This window comes from Devosia sp. Z11_6, from assembly GCF_058133665.1.
The window spans coordinates 239,783-264,715 of the sequence record NZ_JBYUNQ010000003.1; the positions used below are offsets into that span (position 1 = coordinate 239,783).

The following is a 24,933-nucleotide window of genomic DNA, read 5'->3' on the forward strand; positions in this document are numbered from 1 at the left end:
TCCGGGGGCACGGCGGCGGGCAGCCTAGTACATCCCAAACGCATGACAATGCATGTCAGCAGCCAAAAAAAGGCGGCGGCCCCGATGGGGACCGCCGCCTTGTTTACTCTTGCGCCAGTGCTTAGTGCAGGCCCCCAGTGAGGCCCTCGTCAGCGGCTTCGACCGTGGTCGACACGGCCGGAACCGTATCCTCGAAGTTCCACTCAATCGCCTCGGGCTTGCGTACCAGGGCGCGGGCAATCACCTGATCCATCCGCGAGACTGGCACGATTTCCATGCCTTCCTTGACGATATCTGGGATCTCGGCGAGATCCCTGACATTCTCCTCGGGGATCAGCACCGTCTTGATGCCGCCACGCAGCGCCGCCAGGAGCTTTTCCTTGAGGCCACCGATGGGCAGCACCCTGCCCCGCAGCGTGATCTCGCCGGTCATGGCGACATCATTGCGCACCGGAATGCCAGTCATCACCGAAACGATGGCGGTCGCGAGGCCGATACCAGCGGACGGACCATCCTTGGGAGTTGCCCCTTCAGGCAGGTGGACGTGAATGTCTCTGGTATCGAACATCGGCGGCTTGATGCCGAATTCGATTGAGCGAGAGCGGACATAGGCGGTTGCCGCCGTCAGCGACTCCTTCATCACTTCCTTGATGTTGCCGGTAACGGTCATGCGGCCCTTGCCTGGCGTCATCACGCCTTCGATGGTCAGCAATTCGCCACCCACCGAAGTCCAGGCCAGACCCGTCACGAGGCCAACCTGTGGCTCGGCTTCAATCTCGCCATGCTTGAAGATATCGGCGCCCAGATACTGGGTGAGCTTTTCCTCGTCGATTACGATCTTCTTGACCTTGGTCTTGACGATCTCGGCCACGGCCTTGCGCATCAGCTTGCTGATTTCACGCTTGAGGTTACGCACGCCCGCTTCGCGAGTGTAGCGCTGGATCAAGGCGGTCAGCATCTCGTCGGAGAGTTCGAACTCGCCATGGGCCAGCCCGTTTTCCTTGAGGGTCTCGGGGATCAGGTGCTGCTTGGCGATCGCGTGCTTCTCCTGTTCGGTGTAACCCGACAGGCGAATGATCTCCATGCGGTCCATCAATGGCCCGGGGATGTTCAAGGTGTTCGAGGTGGTCACGAACATCACGTCCGAAAGGTCGTAATCGACCTCGAGGTAGTGATCGGCAAAGGTGTGGTTCTGCTCGGGATCGAGCACTTCCAGCAGTGCCGAGGACGGATCGCCACGGAAGTCCTGGCCCATCTTGTCGATCTCGTCGAGCAGGAAGAGTGGGTTGGATTTGCCGACCTTCTTGAGCGACTGGATCACCTTGCCAGGCATGGAGCCGATATAGGTGCGGCGATGGCCGCGAATTTCGGCTTCGTCCCGAACACCACCCAAAGCCATGCGCACGAACTCACGTCCGGTCGCCTTCGCAATGGACTTGCCGAGCGAGGTCTTGCCCACACCCGGAGGACCAACAAGGCACAGGATCGGGCCCTTGAGCGAACCGGTACGGCCCTGAACTGCCAGGTACTCGAGGATACGTTCTTTGACCTTGTCAAGGCCATAGTGATCCTCGTCCAGTACCTTTTCGGCCAGAACCAGATCGCGCTTGACCTTGCTCTTCTTGCCCCAAGGCAGGCCGAGCAGGGTGTCGAGATAGTTCCGGACCACGGTGGCTTCGGCCGACATCGGGCTCATGGCCTTGAGCTTCTTGACCTCGGCGTCAGCCTTGGCGCGAGCTTCCTTGCTCAGCTTGGTCTTGCTGATCCGGTCCTCAAGTTCGGCAATTTCGTTCGAGCCTTCCTCGCCATCCCCCAGTTCCTTCTGGATCGCCTTCATCTGCTCGTTGAGATAGTACTCGCGCTGGGTCTTCTCCATCTGCCGCTTGACGCGGGAGCGGATACGCTTTTCCACCTGCAGAACGCCGATCTCGCCTTCCATCAGACCAAGGATCTTCTGGAAACGCTCGGCAACGGAAACCGTCGACAGGAGGTCTTCCTTCTCGTTGATCTTGATCACGAGATGGCTGGCAATGGTGTCGGCGAGCTTGGAATGGCTCTCGATCTGGCCAACAGCGGCCACGACCTCGGCCGAGATCTTCTTGTTGAGCTTCACATAGTTCTCGAACTCGGTCTGGGCCGAACGAGCCAGTGCCTTAACTTCAGTCGCATCTTCCTCGGGCTCAGGCAGGATCGATGCCTCGGCCTCGAAATAATCGACGGTCTGGAGATAGCGGTCGATCGTGGCGCGGCTCAGGCCTTCAACCAGCACCTTGACCGTGCCATCGGGAAGCTTGAGCAGCTGCAAAACGGTCGCGATGGTACCAGTGGCGTAGATCTGGTCAGGGGCCGGATCATCGTCCTGGGCATTCTTCTGGGTCACAACAAGAATGTGCTTGTCGTCGCGCATGACCTCTTCGAGAGCCTTGACCGACTTCTCGCGGCCCACGAACAGCGGCACGATCATGCCGGGGAATACGACGATGTCGCGCAAGGGGAGGACTGGGTAAACCCGGTCACGGCTGGTGTCGCCAGCGGCGGGATTGACGTCCGTCATCTTTCTTCCTTTCGAGGGTGCGCCGAGGTGGGGTGATGGGTAGCGCACCCATTGCAGACAGCCCAAGAGGATGCTGGGCTGAATCTCATTAATAAATAGGTTTGTGCTGGCACGCCACAAGCTATTCTTTTCGGCGCGAGAGCCTTGAAAAAGAGCTGGGGTGTCCCTCGCCATCGGCGTTACCGGCGCCAGCGCGCCCCCTATCCATGACACCTATATTGGCTCGGGTTATCTGCAGTTCAATGCCATGGGGGTTACGTTTTTGTTAACCACGGACGGCTGCTTGCGTGGGGCACGGCAAGGAGCCGCAAACGAAAACGCCGGGCACAAAGCCCGGCGTTTCGATCTTGTATCGCGCCGGTGTTAGGCCCCGGCGGGCATGTCTTCCTTCTTGCGATCGGAATAGATGTAGAGCGGACGAACATCCTTGCCCCGCACCACTTCCTCGCTGATCACCACTTCCTCAACGCCTTCAAGCGAAGGCAGATCGTACATGGTGTCCAGGAGGATCGCTTCCATGATCGAGCGGAGGCCGCGAGCACCGGTCTTGCGCTCGATGGCCTTCTCGGCAATCGCCTTGAGCGCATCCTCATGGAAGGTCAGTTCCACGTCTTCCATCTGGAACAGGCGCTGATACTGACGCACGAGGGCGTTCTTGGGCGCGGTCAGGATTTCGATCAGCGCGGCGATGTCGAGGTCTTCCAGCGTCGCCAGCACCGGCAGACGGCCGATGAATTCCGGGATCAAGCCAAAGCGCACCAGATCCTCGGGAGCAACATCGGCAAGCACCTGACCAACGCGACGGTCGTTGGGATCCTTGACGGTGGCCGAAAAGCCGATGCCCGAGCCTTCGCCACGTGCCGAGATAATCTTTTCCAGACCCGCAAAGGCGCCGCCGCAGATGAACAGGATATTGGTCGTGTCCACCTGCAGGAATTCCTGCTGCGGGTGCTTGCGACCACCCTGGGGCGGTACCGAGGCCACGGTGCCTTCCATGATCTTGAGCAGGGCCTGCTGCACGCCCTCGCCCGAAACGTCACGGGTGATCGAGGGGTTGTCGGACTTGCGCGAGATCTTGTCGACTTCGTCGATATAAACGATGCCCCGCTGGGCCTTCTCGACGTTGTAGTCGGCGGACTGCAGCAGCTTGAGGATGATGTTCTCCACGTCCTCACCCACATAACCGGCTTCGGTCAGTGTGGTGGCGTCGGCCATGGTGAAGGGCACATCAAGGATGCGAGCCAGCGTCTGCGCGAGCAGGGTCTTGCCCGAACCGGTCGGACCAATCAGCAGGATGTTGCTCTTGGAAAGCTCGACATCCTGATTTTTGCTCGCGTGGTGGAGGCGCTTATAGTGGTTGTGGACAGCCACGGAGAGCACGCGCTTGGCGCGGAACTGGCCGATGACATAGTCGTCGAGCACCTTGCAGATATCGGCAGGGGTCGGCACGCCATCGGAGGACTTGACCATGGAGGTCTTGTTCTCTTCGCGGATGATGTCCATGCACAGCTCGACGCATTCATCGCAGATGAACACGGTCGGACCGGCAATCAGCTTGCGAACCTCGTGCTGGGATTTCCCGCAGAACGAGCAATAAAGCGTGTTCTTTGAGGTTTCGCCGTTCGTTGTCTCTTTGGACATCCAGTCACTCCCGGGGGCGGAACACCCCCAAAATAAGCGTTATCGGTGACGGTAACGCTCGAGCCTAAAGAAAGTCTAAGCCGAACCGACCTTAAAGGCCGATCCGGCTGGGTGCAATTGAACGCAAGTCACAGTTGCGGGCGCATGCTCATTGGTGTGGACAGCGGGGATCAAACCGCGTCCGGAACAGCGCGCTTTTCCAGAACGCTGTCGATAAGGCCAAAGGTCTTGGCTTCTTCGGGTGACAGGAACCGGTCGCGCTCAAGGGCGTGCTCGATTTCCTCATAGGTACGGCCAGTGTGCTTTTCGTAGATCTGGTTGAGGCGGCGCTTGAGGCCTTCAACTTCCTTGGCATGGATCAGGATGTCCGTCACCTGGCCCTGGAAGCCGCCGGAAGGCTGGTGGACCATGACGCGTGAATTGGGCAGCGAAGTGCGCATACCCGCTTCGCCGGCAGCAAGCAGAAGCGAACCCATGGATGCCGCCTGCCCCATCACCATCGTGGCAACGGCCGGGCGGATGAACTGCATGGTGTCATAGATGCTCAAACCAGCCGTCACCACGCCACCGGGCGAGTTGATGTAAAGCGCGATTTCCTTTTTCGGGTTTTCCGATTCCAGAAACAGCAACTGTGCGACGATCAGGCTCGCCATGTTGTCTTCGACCACGCCGGTCACGAAGATGATACGCTCGCGCAGCAGGCGCGAGTAGATATCGAAGGCGCGTTCGCCGCGGTTGGATTGCTCCACCACCATGGGAACAAGCGTGTTCATATAAAGATCGTGTGGATCTTGCATTAAGATGCCCCTTTGCTGTTCCGGATCGCGTGGAAAACCGGTCAGCCCTCTTGGTTGAAACACGGTCCGCGTCCGAAAACCGGACATCCAGGGTCCGGGGACCGTGCCATTGAAACTCGAATCAGCGCGACAGCCGATTGCAGACCATGCCGCATGAACGCGCGGTAAGGCCAGAGATAGGCGGCATTGGGGCGCGGTTCAATAGTCGAGCAACGCACAACGCATCCAAGGTAAATGGCTGGGTGGTCAGGAGGCGAATTCCACCGCCACACCGCGCTTGCGGAAATAGGCCTGCATGGTCTTGCGCCCCTGCCGGTTGTTCTGCGCCAACTTGGCGGGTTCGAAGGTCGCAGCCTTTAAGCCCTCGCGGTCCAGCGCCCCCTTGAGCGCGGCAATGTGAAGATCGATATCCTCGTTGTTGGCGCGCAGCGAGGCATAAACATTGTCCATGGCTTGGCTGAGGGTCAAATCGCTCATCGTGGCCTTCCTTTAGTGTTGGCGCAATGGGTTAGCGCATTTTGCCGCCCGCGCAAGGGCCAAGCTCAGCCAGCCGGTGCGCTCAGTGCGCGCAGCACCCCCGGAAGCAGCCCTGGCAGGTCTTCGCTCAGCATGCCGGGGCCACCAAAGTGGTTGGCAGCTTCAGCGTGCAACCACACGCCGGCCGCCGCCGCTTCCCAACCGGGCATGCCCTGCCCCATCAGACCAGCAATCATCCCCGCCAGCACATCGCCTGAGCCCGCGGTTCCGAGCCAGCTTGGTGCATTGGCATTGATCACAGCCCGCCCATCCGGCGCCACCACCACCGTATCGCTGCCCTTGAGCACGACGACAGCGCCTGATTGTGCCGCAGCAACTCGCGCCCGCTCTAGCTTCCCACCAGCCAATTGCCCAAACAGGCGCTCGAACTCACCTTCGTGCGGTGTTACCACCACTGCCCGCTCAGGATTGGCCCGCACTGCCGCAAACAGTCGCTCGGGTTCATCGGCAAAACTGGTCAACGCATCGGCATCCAGCACTGCCGCAGCGCCCGAGGCGAGCACGGCCAGCACATTGTCCGCAGTTGTTGGGCCCACCCCTGCTGCTGGCCCCGCCACCACGGCATTGATCCGCTTGTCCTCCAATAATTGCGCCAATGCCTGCGGGTCCGCGGCCGGCTTGAGCATGATGGCGGTGACATGCGCCGCATGCACCGCCAGCGCCTCGGGCGTACCGGTCAGCGACACCAGCCCCGCCCCGGCACGGAAGGCCCCCAGCGCTGCTAGGCGCGAAGCCCCGGTTTGCAGCGGCTCGCCCGACACCACCACGCAATGGCCGCGGTGATATTTGTTGCCCGCGGGCTCATCGACCGGCAGCGACCAAAGCGTTGGACCATTCTTCCAGGTCTGCGCATCGATGGGCCCCAGCACAGCCTCGGGGATGCCGATATCGCCCAGCACCACCTCGCCGCAAAGCGCGCGTCCGGGCAGCAGCAGGTGACCCTGCTTGAGCCGGAAAAAGGTCACCGTCGTTTGCGCCTTGATGGCGATGCCGCGCACCGCGCCCGTCGCCCCGTCAACCCCACTCGGAATGTCGATGCTCACCACCGGCAACCCGCTGCCGTTGATGATCTCAAAGAGGCTATGCAGTTCGCCGGCCACGTCGCGATCAAGTCCGGCGCCGAGCACCGCATCCACGATGAGGTCGGCTTCCGAAATGTCGCTTGGCGAGGGCCGCTCGATGCGGCCGGTCCATTGCGCCGCCATTTGCGCCGCATCGCCCCGCAAGGCTTCGCGCTCGCCCAGAAGGCGCAACTGCACCGGCCAGCCGCGCTGCTTGAGCAGCCGCGCCACCACAAAACCATCGCCACCATTATTACCGGGGCCGCACAACACCAGCACCGAGCGCTGGTAGTAGCGCTCGACGATTGCGTCAGCCACCGCCTGCCCTGCAGCTTCCATCAGCCGCAGCGTCTTGATCCCCGCTTCCGCGGCGGCTCGGTCGGCCTCGCCCATTTGCCGCGGTGTAAGCAAAACATCGGGGTGGGCGCTGGTCATGGTGCGGCTCATGCGGGCTGGTGGACAGGCTGACAAAAAAGCCGCCCCGAAGGGCGGCTCTGGTGAAGGGCTGCGCCCTTAGTGATGGTGCTCTTCGGGGACATCGTCCTCGTCGGCCTGGATCAGCTTGGCCAGTTCGGCGCGGGTCATGGTCTGCTCGGTCTGCTCGGCCAAGCCCATGACATAGTCAACGACCTTGTTCTCGAACACGGGAGCACGAAGACCGGCAAGCGCCTGCGGGTTCTTGCGGTAGTAGTCGTAGACCTGCTGTTCCTGGCCGGGGAAGCGACGCACTTCGGCGATCAGCGCCTGCTGGTGCTCTTCGTCGGTGACATTGACTTCGTTCTTGTTGCCGATTTCGGCGACAACCAGCCCAAGGCGCACGCGACGCTCGGCGATCGTGCGATACTGCTCGCGCGCGGCTTCTTCCGTGGTGCCCTCGTCTTCGAAGGACCGACCGTGGTGCTCGATTTCGTGCACGACGCGGTTCCAGATGGTGTTGAACTCGGCATCAACCAGCTGGGCAGGAACGTCGAACTTGTGGCCTTCATCCAGGGCATCCAGGATCTGGCGCTTGACGTGCTGACGGCTCATCGATTCCAGCGCGGACTGCATCTGCGACTTCACAGCGTCACGCAGTGCGGCAACATTCTCGAGGCCAAGGCGCTTGGCGAACTCGTCGTCCAGCTCGCCGGTGTTGGGGCCATCGATATGCAGCACGGTGACCTCGAAGGTCGCCTTCTTGCCGGCCAGTTCGGCGCTCTGGTAGTCCTCGGGGAACGTGACCTCGATCTCGCGGGTCTCGTTCTTCTTGAAGCCGATCAGCTGCTCTTCAAAGCCGGGGATGAACTCGCCAGCGCCAACCGTCAGGTGAGCGTGGTCGGAGGTGCCACCTTCAAAGGGTTCGCCCTCGATCTTGCCGACAAAGCTCAGGCCCAGACGATCGCCATTTTCCACAACGGCGTCGTCGCCCTTGTCGGTGTAGCCGCGGTTCTGGGCGAAGACGCGATTGACCTCGGCGTCAAGCTCTTCTTCGGTGATCTCGACCACTGGCTTGACCAGCTTGATGCCATTGAGGTCAGACAGCTCAACCGGGGGCAGGATCTCGTATTCAACTTCAAACGCCAGGTCGGCCTTGCCGTCGAGCACGTCGTTGATCACGGCCTGATCGTCGGGCAGGTCAACCTTGGGCTGGGCAGCCGCACGCTCGGAGCGCTCTTCGAGGGCATCGGACACGGTGGTGTTGATGGCGTCGGTCATCACTTCGGACATGGCCGAGCGGCCATACATCTTGCGCAGGTGAGACATTGGCACCTTGCCGGGACGGAAGCCCTTGATGTTGGCCTGGCCCTTGAGCTCTTCGAGCTTGGCATCAAGGCGCGTCACCAGGTCCTGGGCTGGAATGGTCACGCTCAACTTGCGCTTCAGGCCCTCATTGAGGGTTTCGGTAACCTGCATTCGGTCTTCATCCCGTTTTGATTGGTTTGGGCCAGAGAGTATATGGTGCGGGTGAGAGGGGTCGAACCTCCACGCCTTGCGGCGCTGGAACCTAAATCCAGTGCGTCTGCCAGTTCCGCCACACCCGCTAAAGTCCCGCTGGCCGGGTTGCGCGAGGGTCTAGCCTAAGATGAAACGGCAGTCAAAGCTTGATTGCGGCCGTTGCGGGCTCGGCTCGCCCTCTTGCGAACCTGTCGCCTGCCCGCTTTTTGTGCATGGAGCACCAAAACTGCTCATTCTCCGACCCTGCGCGTCCGCTTTCCCCATAGGTTTCGCCGCAAAGGACGGCAAAAGCTTACGTTTTGGGCTTTCCCTTTGGGTTGGCACGGGTCATGCATACTGTGAGGCGGTACCAGCCTATCGTAGCAAGTGGAGGCACACGTGAAAAAGATCGAGGCCATCGTAAAGCCGTTCAAGCTGGACGAGGTCAAAGAGGCCCTGCAGGAAGTCGGCCTGCAAGGCATCACGGTGACCGAAGCCAAAGGCTTTGGGCGCCAGAAGGGTCACACCGAACTCTATCGCGGCGCCGAATATGTGGTGGACTTTCTGCCCAAGGTCAAAGTCGAGGTCGTGTGCCCCGACGAGCTGGCCGAGAAGGCAATCGAAGCGATCCGCAATGCAGCACAAACCGGGCGCATCGGCGATGGCAAGATCTTTGTCTATTCCATTGAGCAGGCCATCCGCATCCGCACCGGCGAATTTGGCGACGACGCGCTTTAAGCAGCGCGCGAGACCATCAACCAACATCCGATCCAAACAGGGGAAGACTTAATGACTACCGCAAGCGATATCCTCAAGCGCATCAAGGACGAGAACATCAAGTATGTCGACCTGCGCTTTACCGACCCGCGCGGCAAGCTGCAGCACGTCACCATGGACGTGAGCGTCGTCGATGAGGACATCTTCGAAGAAGGCACCATGTTCGACGGCTCCTCGATCGGTGGCTGGAAGGCCATCAACGAGAGCGACATGGTGCTGATGCCCGATCCGAACTCGGCCTATATGGACCCGTTCTTTGGTGCATCGACCCTCGCCATCAACTGCGACATTCTCGATCCCCTGACCTACCAGCCCTATACCCGCGATCCCCGCACCACCGCCAAGAAGGCCGAGGCCTATCTTAAGGCGTCCGGTATTGGCGACAGCGTCATGTTCGGCGCCGAGCCCGAATTCTTCATGTTCGACGATGTGAAGTATTCCAATACCCCCTTCAAGGTTGGCTTCGAGGTCGATCATCCCGAGCTACCGTCCAACAACGACACCGCCTATGAAGGCGGCAACAATGGCCACCATATCGGCCTCAAGAAGGGCTACTTCCCCGTGCCGCCGCTCGACAGCGCGCAGGACATCCGCAGCGAAATGCTCGCTGCAATGGCCGACATGGGCGTTGTGGTTGAAAAGCACCACCACGAAGTGGCCTCGGCTCAGCACGAACTCGGGATCAAGTTTGCCCCGATGATCAAGGCTGCGGACGACGTACAGATCTACAAGTATGTCATCCACCAGGTTGCCAACGCTTATGGCAAGACCGTGACCTTCATGCCCAAGCCAATCTTTGGCGACAACGGCTCGGGCATGCACTGCCACCAGTCGATCTGGCGCGACGGCAAGCCGCTGTTTGCTGGTGACCAGTATGCCGGCCTCTCGATGGAAGCCCTGTACTACATCGGCGGCATCATCAAGCACGCCAAGGCCATCAACGCCTTCACCAACCCCACCACCAACAGCTACAAGCGCCTGGTGCCCGGTTTTGAAGCTCCGGTTCTGCTGGCCTACTCGGCCCGTAACCGTTCGGCCTCTTGCCGTATCCCCTTCGGTCAGTCGCCGAAGTCCAAGCGCATCGAGATCCGCTTCCCCGATCCGCTGGCGAACCCATACCTGGCCTTCTCGGCCATGCTGATGGCTGGCCTCGACGGCATCAAGAACAAGATCCATCCCGGCGATCCGATGGACAAGGACCTGTACGAGCTGCCCCGCCAGGAGCTGATGCAGATCCCGCATGTTTGCGGCTCGCTGCGCGAAGCCCTCGACAGCCTCAACAAGGATCGCGAGTTCCTGCTGGCTGGCGGCGTCTTCGACAACGATCAGATCGACAGCTATATCGAGCTCAAGATGACCGAAGTGATCAAATTCGAGCAGACCCCGCATCCCGTCGAGTACGAGATGTACTACTCGGCCTAAGCCGAACACCAAAACTGGGAAGGGGCCGCGAGGCCCCTTTCTCCTATCGGGAGAGCCCCTGCCCTAGCGTTTGCTCGCCTTGGGCGGCAGCAACATCTCTTCCAGCCGATTTGCATCCTGGATCTGGAGAAACTGCAGGGCAAAGCCCTCAGCCGTGTGGCGCACGACGCGGCCGATCATGCGGCCCAGGGCGACAGGTGTGCCGATACCGGGCCGGCACGCGGTCAGCACGGCAGCACCCGAGCGGGAAATATCGGCCACCACGCAGTGCTCCTGCTCTCCGCTGGGCAGCGTCACCATGCTGGCCGCGTTTTCCGGAACGACGCGCGGAAATTCACGAGCTTCGGTCAATCCGCCTTCGCTCAGGCGCTTGTGCCAGACTATCTTGGCTGCAAGGTTCTCCCGCTCGGCCTGACCAAGCTCGAACGCCATTTCAAAGCCATCCGGCAGCCCCCTGCAGACTTGGGCAGGCAGAATGCCGAATGCATTGAAGTAGACCGAAACGCGCTCGCCCTCAAAGCCCAATACCGGCGCTTTGATGACCGCGTCGTTGGGCGAGATCGAGCAGAGCCGGCACGCGAAAACCGGCAAGCGCTCGATGATCCTGCTGCGTTTTTCGGTTATGGCGTAGCGGCCCGGCAGGTTCGCGGTCAGGCGGAGTTCCTGACGGTCGAACACGGACTTGAGCTGTGGCACAAGCTTGTCCAGATTCGGCAGCACGGTGAAATCCTCCGCGCAGCGTCATTACTTGTGTTAACTGCGCAGAGTTCAAGTCGCACCGGCCGGCACCCGTTCCCCGCAAGTCTGGGGCAGGCTTCAGCGCGGGTTAATGCCCGCCCAAGAATAAAGCTGAAAGGCGGGGCAAGGGATCCCGCAAGGCGGGATTGCTGCACACTAGACCAGATAGAACAGCGCTGAAACTAACGCCAGGACACCCCAACGGGGGGCAGACAGATTGACCAGCCGGTACGCAATACCTGATCCGGCATAAGGCCAAACGTCGATAGCAACCGAGCTTATCGGGACCGCTTGATACGCAGTACGACAATCCCTTTGAGCTCGCATACGGCAACTCCAAACACAAAACCGTATGACCCTTGTTCTAGCAGCGCGCCTTTAAAAAAGTGCTGCCAAGAAGCAAAGGCTTGGTAAATGCGTCGCCCGATACTGGGACAACTCCCGCCCGCTATTGCGCGGGGCGCAGCCGCTCGACCGATTCGATCTCGGCAGTGCAGTAGTTGTAGTCGAGCAGATAAACCCACCCGTCGCGGGTCGCCCGCACTTGGATATGCTCGTCATAGGGTACGTTGAGGAACACATCGCTATAGCCCTGCGCCTCGACCGACTGGCGAACCTGGCGCTCATCAAGGCACAGCATCGGGCCAAGAAGAAAATCGCGCTCCTCGTCACCGAAAAAGATCCCGAACTGCGCCTGTGCCGGCAGCGGGGCCACGACCACACCAAGCGTCAAGACCAGTGCCATCAGAGTTGGCAGCGCTTTGTTCATGGCTTTACCTTCGGTCCTGTCGCAGCTTGCAGGTCAATATGTTTCACCAACGTCAACCGCCAATGGGCAGTTGCCGGGTGTTCGCTCACCGATCATTGAGGGATCTGTGGTTAAGCTCGCCTGCGGCAAGCGGCGGCTTGCGCGAGCCGTTCAGATTTCGTTCATGTACTGTTCATCTGGGGAAAGCGCCTTACATGAATGGGGCGGGCGCGCTTGCGTAACCGCAATATGGTACCAACAGTGAACACGCCGATTCGGCAGACGGGGAACATGTCGGAAGTCGAAGACCTTTTTGCAGCTGCAGCTGAGTTAGCAAGTGCACCCGCGCCTGTTGAGCGTAGCCGGCCAGCTGCGCGCCAAGCTCCCGCCCAGCACGAGTATTCCGCCGCAGATATTGAGGTTCTAGAAGGACTGGAGCCGGTTCGGCGCCGTCCAGGCATGTATATCGGTGGCACCGACATCAACGCCCTGCACCACTTATTTGCCGAGGTGATCGACAACTCCATGGACGAGGCAATCGCCGGCCACGCCAGCCGCATCGAGGTCCATCTGGGCGCCGACGGTTATATCACGGTCTCCGACAACGGCCGCGGCATCCCGGTCGAAACCCACCCGAAGTTCCCCAATCGCTCCACGCTCGAAATCGTCCACACCGTCCTGCATGCCGGCGGCAAGTTCGATTCCAAGGCTTACGAAACCTCTGGCGGCCTGCACGGCGTCGGCGTTTCCGTGGTCAACGCCCTCTCGGACGACATGGTGGTGGAAGTCGCCCGCGAGCAGCAGCTGCACCGCCTGCAATTCTCGCGCGGCAAGCCGGTTGGCGAGATCCAGCATCTGGGCCGGATAAATAACCGACGCGGCACCACCACGCGCTTCCATCCCGATCCGCAGATCTTTGGCGACGGCGCCCGCTTCTCGGCCGCACGCCTGTTCAAGATGACTCGCGCCAAGGCTTATCTCTTTGGAGGGGTGGAACTACGCTGGAGTTGCGACGAGGAATTGGCGAGCGACGACGCGCCAGCCCGTGCGGTCTTCCACTATCCCGGTGGGTTGCGCGACTTCATGGCCGACCGGATTGCCGGACAAACCCGGATCGTCGATGATATATTCTCGGGAAGCCACGGCAAGCCCGGCACACATGGCGCAACTGAGTGGGCCATCGCCTGGACCCTTGGAGATGGCGGGGTTGCTTCCTACTGCAACACCGTGCCCACCCCCGATGGTGGCACGCACGAAACCGGCTTGCGGACCGCCCTGCTGCGCGGTCTCAAGAACTATGCCGAACTGACCAAGAACAAGGCGGCCGCCAACGTAACGGCCGAGGATCTGTTTGCGCATTGCAACGCCATGCTCTCAGTGTTTGTCAGGGAGCCCGAATTTGTCGGCCAAACCAAGGACAAGCTCGCCTCGGGTGAAGCAACCCGGATCGTGGACACCGCCATTCGCGATGCTTTTGACCATTGGCTGGCCGCTTCCCCCAACCAAGCTGGCAAGCTGCTGGACTGGGCGGTTGAACGCGCCGAAGAGCGCATGCGTCGGCGCAAGGAAAAAGAGATCGACCGCGCCAGTGCAACGCGCAAGTTGCGCCTGCCCGGTAAACTCGCCGACTGCACGCAAACCGCCGCTCAAGGGGCTGAACTCTTTATCGTTGAGGGCGATAGCGCAGGAGGCAGTGCGAAGCAGGCGCGCAACCGGCAAAGCCAGGCCGTGCTGCCCCTTCGCGGCAAGATCCTCAATGTGGCCGGTGCCAGCCGCGACAAGCTAGCGGCTAGCCAGATCATCCAGGACATCATCCAAGCGCTTGGCTGCGGCACCCGTGATCGCTATCGCGATGATGATCTGCGCTACGACAAGATCATCCTGATGACTGACGCCGATGTCGACGGCGCGCATATTGCTTCGCTGTTGATGACGTTCTTCTTCCAAGAGATGCCTAAACTGATCGAAGGCGGACACCTGTTCCTCGCCTTGCCCCCGCTTTATCGCATTAGCCAAGGCGCCAAGACGCTTTATGCTCGCGACGACGCGCACAAGAACGAGCTCATGGCCACCGAGTTCACGGGCAAAGGCAAGGTTGACGTCACCCGCTTCAAGGGCCTGGGTGAAATGCCATTTGCGCATCTTCGCGAAACAACCATGTCGCCCAAGTCGCGCACATTGCTGCAGGTCAAGGTGATCGACACGCAAGATGCAACGAAGTCCAGCGTCGACAGGTTGATGGGCAATCGACCCGAGGCAAGGTTCGACTTCATCCAAGAAAATGCGGCATTCGTCACCGACCTGGACGTGTAAAGCACCCAGTTAAGCTTATCGACCGCAAAGCCGTTGACTTGAAAGGGCTTTGCGCTATGGTCCGGCCCGCTGGAGCATTTTCCGGCTTGCCGGCATTTATCGCGGTCCCCCGGGGCCCATCGCTGGCGTGGCTGAAATTGTTTCAGGGCCATTCCGTCGCTTTGCAGTTCCTGCACTCCCGCCCGATTGGCCTGATGTGTGTACGCGGACGCGTTCGAGCTTAGCCCTTTTGGTCCGCAAGTGACGCAACTGTTCCGGTTCTGGGAACCGGTGCGACACCATTCCCGATGCACCGTTTCGAGCAGTTCGAACGGATTTGGCAGCGGGCAAACTTTTGAGTGGAACGACCGAATTTGAGCGACGATTTTTCCGGGCTTGGCCTGTCAACCAAGGTCACCGACGCGGTGACTGCCGCAGGTTATACCAAGCCGACCGAAATTCAGGCCCAGGCGATCCCGCATTTGCTGGAAAAGAAGGACCTGATCGGCATCGCCCAGACAGGTACCGGCAAGACGGCATCCTTTGTGCTCCCCATGTTGACGCTGCTGGAAAACGGCCGCGCCCGTGCCCGCATGCCGCGCACGCTGATCCTTGAGCCTACGCGAGAATTGGCGGCTCAGGTCGCTGAAAACTTCGAGAAGTACGGCAAGAACCATCGCATCACGATGGCGCTGATCATTGGCGGCGTGTCCTTCGAGGATCAAAACAAAAAACTCGACCGGGGTGTGGACGTTCTGATTGCCACTCCCGGGCGCCTGCTTGATCAAATCGATCGTGGCCGCATTCTCCTGACGGGTGTCGAGATCCTCGTAATTGACGAGGCGGACCGCATGCTTGACATGGGCTTCATCGACGATATCGAAAAGATCTGTTCGCGCCTGCCGCCGCGGCGGCAAACCATGCTGTTCTCGGCGACAATGTCCAAAGAGATCGAGCGACTGACCAAGAAGTTCCTCAAGGACCCGGTACACGTTCAGGTTTCGCGCCAGAGTTCAACGGCCGACACGATCGACCAGAAGCTCGTGAAGGTGTCCTCCAAACCCGAAGAAAAGCGCGCTTCGCTGCGTGCTCGCATTTCCGAGGGCGAAAACCTCACCAACGCGATTATTTTTTGCAACCGCAAGCGGGATGTCGCGACCCTCGCCCGCTCTCTGGAGCGACACGGCTTCAGCGTTGGCGCGCTGCATGGTGACATGGACCAAAAGAGCCGCACCGAAACCTTGGACGCTTTCAAGAATAATCGCTTGACGCTCCTGGTGGCCAGCGACGTTGCGGCCCGCGGCCTCGACATTCCCGCTGTCAGTCACGTGTTCAACTTCGACGTTCCCGTGCATGCCGAGGATTATGTCCACCGCATCGGTCGCACAGGTCGCGCGGGCCGTTCAGGCGTGGCTTATACCTTCGTCACCCCGGCAGACAGCAAGCATCTAGATGCCATTCTGAAGCTGATCCAGAAGCCGATTGAATGGCTAGATGTGCCCGAGAACGGGGCCGCCGAGCCTGAGGCTTCCGAAGAGCAGACGGAGGGGACCACCCGTACCCGTCCGCAACGCACGCGCCGCGGTGGCCGCCGGCCCGCAAGGTCCGAGGCGGAAGCGGCGGCACCTGAAGAGACGGGCGCGCAGCCGGCTGACGCACCCGCAACGGCTAGTCCTGCTGAAGCGGAACAGCCCGCCACGGAGCCGAACGAGGGGCGTGGTCGTCGGCCACGCCGTCGCGAAAAAGCGGAGACACAAGGTGAACGCGAGTCCAGGCAGCGCCCCAGCGCGCGTCGGCCTGCGCCGGAAGACCTTGGTGTGGATCCGCAGTCGCCCTTTGGCACGGATGGACCCATCCCGGCATTCCTGCTCCGGTCCACGGCTCGCTAGCCTCGATCTTCAGGCAACAGCTTTGGGGCGAAAGCCCCCTGCTCTGTTTCATGCTGCTACTGAAGTCATCAGCCCGCAAGTTTTCGCTTGCGGGCTGATGACGTTTTTGGCGCGACGGCCTAGGTGGTGGGAAGGAGTTCCACTCCGAGGCCCTCAAGCATCTCCCAATAGGCGGGATAGGTTTTGCTCGTGCAGGCTGGATCCATGATGGTGATGTCCCGGATCATAAGACCCGCCAACGCAAAGCTCATGGCGATACGGTGATCGTGATAGGTTTCAATACGTGCCGGGCGGGACTGACCAGCTAGATCTGGATCGGCGTTGACCAGGAGATCGTCCCCCTCCTCCACGGCTAGCCCGGGCTGAATCCGGTTGAGCTCATTGGCAACTGCGCTGATGCGATCGGTTTCCTTTACCCGCAGATTTGCAATTCCGACGAACCGGACCGGGTTCTGGTTGAAGGCAGCGACCACGGCCAGTGTCGGTACCGCGTCCTGCATCTGGGAGCCGTCGATCACCGCAGGCATATGCGGGAACTTCGCGAGCACCGCCTGTGCAGCAGCATCGGGCTGGGTGAACGCATCGGCAGACACACCCAGATCAATGCTGCCGCCGGTGAGAACCTCAATGCCCCACAGATAAGTGGCAGCAGATGCATCTGGCTCGACCTTGAAGTCAGTTGCCATGTAGCCGGTGGGTTGCACTAGCCACGCACCGTTACCGTGCTGCTCGACTCGAGCGCCGAAGGCCTGCATGGCGGCGAGGGTCAGATCGACATAGCCCCGCGCCCCGATATCCTGCCCAGCCAAGGCCACCTCGATAGGTCCGTCGCCGAAGGGTGCCGCCATCAACAAGGCCGAGACATATTGGCTTGATAGCGTGGCGTCGATTTCCACCCGCCCTCTACCGAACCGGCCATTGCCGTTGATGGTTATTGGCGGGCAGCCGGTGGGTGCAGTGGCATCGACGCCGAGCGATTGCAGCGCCTGAACCAGTGGACGGATTGGCCGCAAGCGCATGTCCGCGTCGCCGTCGACCACAACTGTGCCGTTGATCGTAGCGGCGGCCGCTGTCAGAAAGCGGGTAGCGGTACCTGCATTCCCAAGGAACAATGGCTCGGCTGGCGCCTGTAGTCGCCCGGAACTTGTGACCACGAAGCTGGTTGGATCGGGCTCCGCCACGTCAACGCCCATCTGGCGAAGAGCGGAGACCATCAACACTGTATCCTTGCTCTTGAGCGCCCCCGTAATCCGGCTAGTGCCGCTCGCCAAAGCACCCAGCAACAAGGCTCGATTGGTGATTGACTTGGAGCCTGGTGGCGAGACCTGCCCGATCAGCGGGTGACCAGGTGGAACGATGGTGAGTGCGGGCGGAAGTGGATGGCGCATGACGCCGCTGTTAGGACATCAGGCCGCGCGATGCAATCACGAGTCGATCCCAGGCGCGGGCTGATGCTAATCAGGCCCCCTCACGGGCCTCGGCAATAGCCTTGAGGTCTGCCGGCTTGAGCGTAACGCTTTCGCCGCAGCCACATGCGCCGGTTTGGTTAGGATTCTTGAAGGTGAAGCTCGAGCCCATCTTGGATTGCTCGAAATCCATCACTGTTCCCAGCAGGTACATAGTGGCTTTCGGGTCTACCCAAACGTCGACGCCATGATCGTTGACGTGATCATCGCCCGGCACCGGCTCGGAGACGTAGTCCATGGTGTAAGACACACCGGCGCAGCCGGCGTTCTTAATACCTACCCGCAGCCCGATAACCGGCTTTTCAGAGTCTTCGATGATCTCAGTGATGCGCTCGGCAGCGGCATCACTCAACGACATGATCTTGAAGGGCATGGGGCGGCAACCTTTATCGGTGTTTCACGATATATAGAACCTAACGTCGGGGATTACCACCAGTTCAACGCCACTTGAGCTTCCTCGCTCATGCGCGAAGCGTCCCACGGGGGATCAAACACCATGTTGACGGTGACATCCTGAACCCCTTCCACCGCGCGGGCGGCGTTCTCAACCCAGCCGGGCATTTCGCCGGCCACGGGGCACCCCGGTGCTGTCAGCGTCATGTCGATGGTGAGATTGCGGTTATCATCCAGATCGACCTTGTAGATAAGGCCGAGCTCGTAGATGTCCACGGGGATTTCCGGATCGTACACCGTCTTGAGCGCCGCGATCAGGTCAGCCGTAATTCGCTCGACCTCACCCTCGGGAATGGCTGAAGAGACGGTGGGATTGATCCGAACGAAGGTTTCGGCAGTGTCGTTGACGGCGGTAGCTTCGGCTTGTTCGGTCATAAGTGTCCTCGCGGCTTACGCGAAAAATTTCTGGGCGCGCTCGATGCCATCCACCAGCGCGTCAACATCATCAGTCCCATTATATAGGGCGAAGGAGGCCCGGCAGGTAGAGGTGACGCCGAAACGCTGCAGCAGTGGCATGGCGCAGTGCGTGCCAGCACGTACCGCAATGCCGTAACGATCAAGGATCGTAGCGACGTCGTGGGCATGCGCGCCAGCTATCTCGAATGAGAAGATGCCGCCCTTCCCCGCCGCAGTGCCAATCAGGCGCAGGGAATTGATGCGGCTGAGCCGTTCCTGCGCATAGGCGGAAACCTCCGCCTCATGGGCCGCAATGGCATCGCGGCCAAGGGCTTCCATGTAGTTCAGCGCGGCGCCAAGACCGATTGCCTGCACGATGGGTGGGGTGCCGGCTTCAAAGCGGTGGGGCGGCTCGTCATAGGTTACCGCTTCAGTGGTCACAGTCTCGATCATCTCGCCGCCGCCCTGGTAGGGCTGCATTTCGGCGAGCAAATCATACTTTCCGTAAAGCACGCCGATGCCTGTTGGCCCGTAGAGCTTGTGACCGGTCATCACATAGAAATCGACATCCAGATCCTGAACATCGACCGCCGTATGCACCGCCCCTTGGCTACCATCAACCAACACGGGGATGCCGTGGGCATGGGCGATCTCGATGGTCTGCTTGATCGGTGTCACCGTGCCCGTCACATTGCTCATATGCGTTATGGCGACCATGCGGGTCCGAGGCGTCAACGAAGCCGCGAAAGCATCGAGATCAAACGAGCCGTCGTCGTGAACATCCACCCAACGCAACACCGCACCCTTGCGCTCGCGATGAAAATGCCATGGCACGATGTTGGAATGGTGCTCGAGCATCGACAGCACGATCTCGTCGCCCTCCCCGATGCGCGGACCGGCAAAGGAGGCGGCAACAAGGTTAATCGCTTCGGTAGCCGAGCGCGTAAAGATGATCTCCTCGGCCCGCCCGGCATTAAGGAACTTGCGCACGGCAGCCCGCCCGCCTTCGAAAGCCTCGGTGGCGCGGTTTGCCAGCGTATGCAGGCCCCGATGAACATTGGCGTATTCGTGGCGGAACGCGTGGTCCATGCGATCTAGGACCTGCACCGGCTTTTGCGCCGAAGCGCCGCTGTCCAGGAACACCAGGCGCTTGCCGTGGATCTGCTCGGACAGGATAGGGAAGTCAGCGCGCACTTTTTCGAGGTCGAAGGTCATGGTTCAGCTTTCGTGCGGACAGCAGCCCGCGTGGCCCATCTCGACAAACAAGGAACAAGGTGTGGCACAACTCGTGTCACACCTCAGGGCACCGCCTACTGGGCGTTCAGCAGCCAAGCGTCAACAATGCCGTTCAGAACAGTGTTGAGCGCCTCATCCTCAATCGGATCGAGCACTTCGTTGAGGAAGCCACGTACGAGCATGGTCTCGGCCTGCGCCCGCGGGATCCCGCGGCTCATCAAGTAGAACAGCGAGTCCGCGTCCAGTTCGCCACAAGTGGACCCATGACCGCAAACGACGTCATCGGCATAGATCTCGAGTTCAGGCTTGGACAAGATCTCAGCCTGATCCGACAGCATCAGCCCCTGCATCATCATCTTGGCGTCAGTCTTTTGGGCATCCCGCGCCACAACGATCCGGCCCTGGAACACCGCCTTGGAGCGTCCCCGCGCAATCTGCTTGAACATTTCTTGCGAGGTCGTGTTCGGCACGGCATGGTGGACGTCGAGGGTGATGTCACAGTGCTTGCCGTCATCTACCAGGTTGAGGCCGGTGAAATCAGCATGGGCGCCTTCACCCGAGAAGCGCGCGAAAAGCTGCGTGCGCGAAAGCGCCGCACCCGAGTGGATCGCGAGCGTGCGCAAGTTTGCCGCCGGCCCAATCTCGTACTGGTTGGTGGCGAAGTGCGTTGCCGCACGTGCCGACAGATCAACCGTGATATGGGTCACGTTCGCGCCCGTGCCGACGGCAAGGAAGCCCGCGTGATTGCCGATATGAGCTTCGTTCGAGCCGAGATAGGTCTCGATGATCGTGACCATGGCGCTTTCCGCCACAAAGATCTTTACGGCGCTGGCGGAGTGAGCTGCCGGGCCATCGGAACGGCGATCAATATGGATGACTTGCTCGACCTCACCGTCGATGTGCAGGTTGAGGCTCTCGGGCGCGAGGGCGCTGTTGAGGTGAACCAACACATCATCGCGCGCGGAGAGCACATCTCCGTCCGACTTACCAACAACGACGCCTGCGGGAGCCGCTGGAGCGGCCTGAACGCGTCCATTGACGATCGTTACCTGGTAGGCGCCAGCAATCCGCAGCGCCGGTGCTTCGGCCGCATTAGCGGCCTCAGCCAGCGGCGGCACTGACCGCAGCAGGGATTTTAGATCGGTATAGTGGTAGCTTTCGACCCGGCGGGTCGGCAGTCCCGCCACCGTAATCCGCTCCGCCACCGCATCGGCACCAGCACCCTTGAGCTGGGCTATCAAAGTTTCTTCGGCGGCGCTCAGCCGCATTTGCAGGTTCTGTCGCATCTAGGCCGCCGCGGTATCGAAGTCGGCATAGCCCTTGGCTTCGAGCTGAAGCGCCAGGTCCTTGTCGCCGCTTTCAACGATCCGTCCGTCCGAGAACACATGCACGACATCGGGCACGATGTGGTTTAGCAGGCGCTGATAGTGGGTGATCACGAGCATGGAGCGGTTGGGCGCGCGCAGGGCGTTAACGCCGCGTGAGACCACCTGCAGCGCATCGATATCGAGGCCGGAGTCGGTCTCGTCGAGGATGCACATCTTGGGCTGGAGCAGCGCCATCTGCAGGACCTCGGCACGCTTCTTTTCGCCGCCGGAGAAGCCGACATTGAGCGGACGCTTGAGCATATCGCTATCGATATTGAGGTCGGTGCCGGCCTGCCGTACAGCGCGCATGAAGTCAGGGGTGGAAAGCTCCCCCTCCCCTCGCGCCTTGCGCTGGGCGTTCAGCGCCGCCTTGAGGAAGGTCATGGTCGCAACACCGGGAATTTCGATCGGGTACTGGAAGGCGAGGAACAGGCCAGCAGCGGCCCGCTCAGCCGGCTCCATGGCAAGGAGATCCTCGCCGTCAATCAGAACTTCGCCTTCCGTGATTTCGTAGTCTTCCTTGCCGGCCAGCACATAGCTCAGCGTCGACTTGCCTGAGCCATTGCGGCCCATAACGGCATGCACCTCACCTGGAGGGATCACCAGGTTCACGCCCTTGAGGATTTCGCGATCTTCGATGCGAGCGTGCAGGTTGCGGATTTCAAGAATGGGGGTAGTCACTGCAATTCTCCGGAATGGCCGGGGTCGCCCAATGGGCGCCGCCCGGATGAAAATGATGGTTAGCCGACGCTGCCTTCGAGGCTGATCGAGATCAGCTTCTGGGTCTCGACCATGAACTCCATGGGCAGATGCTGCAGCACATCGCGGACGAAGCCATTGACGATGAGTGCCACCGCTTCTTCCTCGGACAGCCCACGCTGCTGGCAATAGAACATCTGGTCGTCGGAGATCTTGCTGGTCGTGGCTTCATGCTCGAACACGGCCGTGCCATTGCGGCTTTCGATATAGGGCACCGTGTGGGCCCCGCACTTATCGCCGATCAGCAGGGAGTCGCATTGCGTGAAGTTCCGGGCGTTCTTGGCTTTCGCATGCGCCGAAACCTGGCCGCGATAGGTGTTGTCCGAGAACCCGGCAGCGATACCCTTGGAGATGATGCGGCTGGACGTGTTCTTGCCCAGGTGGATCATCTTGGTGCCGCTATCAACCTGCTGGTAGCCGTTCGAGATGGCGATGGAATAGAACTCGCCACGCGAATTGTCGCCGCGCAGGATGCAGCTCGGGTACTTCCAGGTGATCGCCGAACCGGTTTCCACCTGCGTCCAGGAAATCTTGGAGTTGTCGCCACGGCAATCGCCGCGCTTGGTGACGAAGTTGTAGATGCCGCCCTTGCCGTCCTTGTCACCGGGATACCAATTCTGGACGGTGGAGTACTTGATCTCGGCATTTTCCAAAGCCACGAGCTCGACCACTGCGGCGTGCAGCTGGTTCTCGTCGCGCATCGGCGCCGTGCAGCCTTCGAGATAGCTGACATAGCTATCCGCTTCGGCAATGATCAACGTCCGCTCGAACTGGCCGGTATTGCGCTCATTGATGCGGAAATAGGTCGACAGCTCCATGGGGCAGCGTACGCCCTTGGGGATGAAGACGAAGGAGCCATCGGTGAATACCGCCGAGTTGAGGGTGGCATAGTAGTTATCGGTCACCGGCACCACGGATCCGATATATTTCTGTACCAGTTCTGGGTACTCGCGGATCGCTTCGGAGATCGAGCAGAAAATGATGCCGACCTTGCTCAGTTCCTCGCGGAATGTGGTCACCACCGAAACGGAGTCGATCACGGCGTCCACAGCCATGCCGGGACGCTCGACGCCCGCAAGAATTTCGCGCTCGCGCAGGGGCACGCCCAGCTTGTCGTACATCGCGATCAACGCCGGATCGACTTCATCGAGGCTCTTGGGTGCCGGCGACGATTTTGGCGCCGCGTAGTAGTACATGTCCTGCAGATCGATCTCAGGATAGTGCACCTTGGCCCAGGTCGGCTCGGTCATGGTTAGCCAGCGCTGATAGGCATCCAGACGCCATTGCAGCATCCACTCCGGCTCGTTCTTCTTGGCCGAAATGAAACGGACGGTGTCCTCGCTCAAGCCTTTGGGCGACTTGACGGACTCGATCTCGGTCTCAAAACCATATTTGTATTTGTCGACGTCGAGCGCGAGCACCTGATCGACGGTTTCGCGATCGATGTTCTCCTTGAGCGTCGGGATGTCGTAGTCAGCCATATCGCTTCTCCTTTGCCCCGCAGCGATTCAAGGTCGCCGGGAGCCGTCTAATTTCTTGCGGCCTAAGCCGCATGTTCCTGCCGCGCCCGATGGCGTTGCAGGATTGTCCCAAATGCCGCGAGCAGCGCGTCCACGTCGGCCACCGTCGAGTTCCAACCGAGGCTGACGCGCAGGGCGCAGCCCGCAAGTTCGGGTGGCACACCCATCGCAGCCAATACATGGCTGCTCGAAACCTTCCCCGACGAGCAGGCGGAGCCTGATGAAACCGACAGGCCCAACAGGTCCAGCGCCATCATAGCCGTCGCACTCGCTACGCCCGGTGTGGCGAAGTTGCTGATACAGCCAACACGCTCGCTGCCAAACAGCACGGTCTCTGCTTCCAGCTTGCGCAGGCCTGTCTCTAGCCGGTTTGAAAGCTCCGGCACATCCGCTGCGGCATAAAGCGTCGGGAAAGCGCCAGCCGCTGCACCAAAGGCCGCAATCAACGCGGCGGCCTCAGTACCACCGCGGCGACCCTGTTCCTGACCGCCGCCGGGAATAAGCCGCACTTCATCGGCATGGCCCTTGACGAGAAGTGCCCCAATGCCCGCAGGCGCCCCGATCTTATGACCGCCTACAGCCATCATATCGGGTGCCGAGGCGGCAAAATCGAGGGGCAGTTTGCCAAACGCCTGAGCTGCATCGATAAAAAGCGTGTGACGTGTCGGCCCCACCAGAGCATTGATGCGGCTAACCGGCTGCACCACCCCGGTTTCGTTGTTGACCCAATGCAGCGCGACGAGCAGGGTTTCGTTTGCTGCGTCGGCTTGGGCCAGTTGGGCCGCGAGCTGGTCAAGGTCGATGCGGCCATCAGGGTCGAGGCCGATAACGCGCACCGGGAGTCCGGTTGCCGCGGCCGCTTTCAGCACGGCTGTATGCTCGCCGGCACTCACCAACACCGCACTTGCGGCAAAAGCACGCGCGCCGCCGACGATCGCTTGAGTAATGGCTTCGGTGGCGGAGCCCGTAAAAACCACCTGCCGACGCTCCGCACCGGCCAGTTGCGCGACCTGGTCACGAGCAGCCTCTATGAGATTGCGCAGCTTGCGGCCATGCCCGTGCACCGAGGAGGGATTGCCCGCAAGCTCAAGAGCGGCGACCAGCGCGTCGCGCGCCGCGGGGAGCAATGGCGCGGCGGCAGCGTGATCGAGATAGATCGCCGATTGTTTCATCAACTCGCCCTCGAGCCATGCCTCCGAGCATGGTTCACTTGCCGAGCCTGCAGGCCGCGATGACGGTCTGGGCCAAACACTTCTTGAAATTGCGCACCCACATTCTTTACAAGGGGCGCTCTCGGGCCGGAAACCCGGCGAAAACGAGTTTCGAATAATTCTAAACTGGTTTTACGAGCCATGTTTTATGGAGC

General features: G+C 60.6%; 20 protein-coding genes and 1 tRNA gene. 4 read left to right on the plus strand and 17 right to left on the minus strand.

All coding sequences use genetic code 11. From position 1 onward, the window contains the following. Nucleotides 1-121: 121 nt before the first annotated feature. The 7 genes from lon to AC3YMN_RS10545 all read right to left on the minus strand — a co-directional run bounded on the left by lon (nucleotide 122) and on the right by AC3YMN_RS10545 (nucleotide 8,611). A complete protein-coding gene (lon, locus tag AC3YMN_RS10515) occupies nucleotides 122-2,554 on the minus strand; it encodes an endopeptidase La (RefSeq protein ID WP_489889976.1) in 2,433 nt (810 codons plus the stop codon). A 363-nt stretch (nucleotides 2,555-2,917) separates the two neighbouring features. Then, nucleotides 2,918-4,195, minus strand: coding sequence for an ATP-dependent Clp protease ATP-binding subunit ClpX (gene clpX, locus AC3YMN_RS10520; protein WP_127752969.1), 1,278 nt, complete (start codon nucleotides 4,193-4,195; stop codon nucleotides 2,918-2,920). 170 nt (nucleotides 4,196-4,365) lie between these two features. Next, complete coding sequence (locus AC3YMN_RS10525; protein WP_127752968.1) at nucleotides 4,366-4,992, minus strand: ATP-dependent Clp protease proteolytic subunit; 627 nt, start codon at nucleotides 4,990-4,992, stop codon at nucleotides 4,366-4,368. 246 nt (nucleotides 4,993-5,238) lie between these two features. After that, entirely contained in the window at nucleotides 5,239-5,469 is a 231-nt protein-coding gene (locus AC3YMN_RS10530; RefSeq protein ID WP_127752967.1) for a hypothetical protein, read from the minus strand. A 65-nt stretch (nucleotides 5,470-5,534) separates the two neighbouring features. Continuing rightward, nucleotides 5,535-7,025, minus strand: a complete 1,491-nt coding sequence (locus AC3YMN_RS10535) for an NAD(P)H-hydrate epimerase (RefSeq protein WP_489889977.1) — start codon at nucleotides 7,023-7,025, stop codon at nucleotides 5,535-5,537. Between the two features lie 78 nt (nucleotides 7,026-7,103). Further along, nucleotides 7,104-8,483 carry a trigger factor gene (gene tig, locus AC3YMN_RS10540; RefSeq protein ID WP_489889978.1) on the minus strand — a complete coding sequence of 460 codons (1,380 nt, stop codon included), beginning with the start codon at nucleotides 8,481-8,483 and terminating at the stop codon, nucleotides 7,104-7,106. 43 nt (nucleotides 8,484-8,526) lie between these two features. Next, nucleotides 8,527-8,611 (minus strand) — tRNA-Leu (locus tag AC3YMN_RS10545). Between the two features lie 292 nt (nucleotides 8,612-8,903). On the opposite strand from AC3YMN_RS10545, the gene AC3YMN_RS10550 reads away from it, so the two are divergent. After that, nucleotides 8,904-9,242: a P-II family nitrogen regulator gene (locus tag AC3YMN_RS10550; protein ID WP_035079039.1), complete on the plus strand. Its 339-nt coding sequence runs from the start codon at nucleotides 8,904-8,906 to the stop codon at nucleotides 9,240-9,242. Between the two features lie 51 nt (nucleotides 9,243-9,293). After that, nucleotides 9,294-10,703, plus strand: a complete 1,410-nt coding sequence (gene glnA / locus AC3YMN_RS10555) for a type I glutamate--ammonia ligase (RefSeq protein WP_127752964.1) — start codon at nucleotides 9,294-9,296, stop codon at nucleotides 10,701-10,703. Nucleotides 10,704-10,766: 63 nt separating this feature from the next. Here glnA and AC3YMN_RS10560 read toward each other — a convergent pair whose 3' ends face one another. Together AC3YMN_RS10560 and AC3YMN_RS10565 are read right to left on the minus strand one after the other, a co-directional pair. Beyond that, nucleotides 10,767-11,423 (minus strand): PilZ domain-containing protein, encoded by a 657-nt coding sequence (locus AC3YMN_RS10560; protein ID WP_489889979.1) that lies wholly within the window; start codon nucleotides 11,421-11,423, stop codon nucleotides 10,767-10,769. 466 nt (nucleotides 11,424-11,889) lie between these two features. Continuing rightward, nucleotides 11,890-12,210, minus strand: coding sequence for a hypothetical protein (locus AC3YMN_RS10565; RefSeq protein WP_127752962.1), 321 nt, complete (start codon nucleotides 12,208-12,210; stop codon nucleotides 11,890-11,892). Between the two features lie 270 nt (nucleotides 12,211-12,480). Here AC3YMN_RS10565 and parE point away from each other — a divergent pair, with 270 nt between their 5' ends. Continuing rightward, nucleotides 12,481-14,502: a DNA topoisomerase IV subunit B gene (gene parE, locus AC3YMN_RS10570; RefSeq protein ID WP_489889980.1), complete on the plus strand. Its 2,022-nt coding sequence runs from the start codon at nucleotides 12,481-12,483 to the stop codon at nucleotides 14,500-14,502. Nucleotides 14,503-14,855: 353 nt separating this feature from the next. Then, a complete protein-coding gene (locus tag AC3YMN_RS10575; protein WP_489889981.1) occupies nucleotides 14,856-16,370 on the plus strand; it encodes a DEAD/DEAH box helicase in 1,515 nt (504 codons plus the stop codon). A 119-nt stretch (nucleotides 16,371-16,489) separates the two neighbouring features. On the opposite strand, the gene AC3YMN_RS10580 is transcribed toward AC3YMN_RS10575, so the two are convergent. From AC3YMN_RS10580 to AC3YMN_RS10615, 8 genes are all read right to left on the minus strand, one after another. Then, a complete protein-coding gene (locus AC3YMN_RS10580) occupies nucleotides 16,490-17,758 on the minus strand; it encodes a 3-phosphoshikimate 1-carboxyvinyltransferase (protein WP_489889982.1) in 1,269 nt (422 codons plus the stop codon). A 70-nt stretch (nucleotides 17,759-17,828) separates the two neighbouring features. Continuing rightward, nucleotides 17,829-18,209 carry a HesB/IscA family protein gene (locus tag AC3YMN_RS10585; RefSeq protein ID WP_489889983.1) on the minus strand — a complete coding sequence of 127 codons (381 nt, stop codon included), beginning with the start codon at nucleotides 18,207-18,209 and terminating at the stop codon, nucleotides 17,829-17,831. Between the two features lie 53 nt (nucleotides 18,210-18,262). Further along, nucleotides 18,263-18,664 (minus strand): SUF system Fe-S cluster assembly protein, encoded by a 402-nt coding sequence (locus tag AC3YMN_RS10590; RefSeq protein WP_489889984.1) that lies wholly within the window; start codon nucleotides 18,662-18,664, stop codon nucleotides 18,263-18,265. Between the two features lie 15 nt (nucleotides 18,665-18,679). Then, the gene (locus AC3YMN_RS10595; protein ID WP_489889985.1) at nucleotides 18,680-19,900 is read right to left on the minus strand and encodes a cysteine desulfurase; all 1,221 of its coding nucleotides are present in this window, start codon (nucleotides 19,898-19,900) and stop codon (nucleotides 18,680-18,682) included. Between the two features lie 95 nt (nucleotides 19,901-19,995). Next, complete coding sequence (sufD, locus tag AC3YMN_RS10600; protein WP_489889986.1) at nucleotides 19,996-21,189, minus strand: Fe-S cluster assembly protein SufD; 1,194 nt, start codon at nucleotides 21,187-21,189, stop codon at nucleotides 19,996-19,998. A gap of 18 nt (nucleotides 21,190-21,207) precedes the next feature. Continuing rightward, nucleotides 21,208-21,957 carry a Fe-S cluster assembly ATPase SufC gene (gene sufC, locus AC3YMN_RS10605; protein WP_489890194.1) on the minus strand — a complete coding sequence of 250 codons (750 nt, stop codon included), beginning with the start codon at nucleotides 21,955-21,957 and terminating at the stop codon, nucleotides 21,208-21,210. Between the two features lie 71 nt (nucleotides 21,958-22,028). Continuing rightward, entirely contained in the window at nucleotides 22,029-23,528 is a 1,500-nt protein-coding gene (gene sufB, locus AC3YMN_RS10610; protein ID WP_127752955.1) for a Fe-S cluster assembly protein SufB, read from the minus strand. A gap of 62 nt (nucleotides 23,529-23,590) precedes the next feature. Then, nucleotides 23,591-24,739, minus strand: coding sequence for a cysteine desulfurase family protein (locus AC3YMN_RS10615; protein WP_489889987.1), 1,149 nt, complete (start codon nucleotides 24,737-24,739; stop codon nucleotides 23,591-23,593). Nucleotides 24,740-24,933 lie beyond the last annotated feature (194 nt).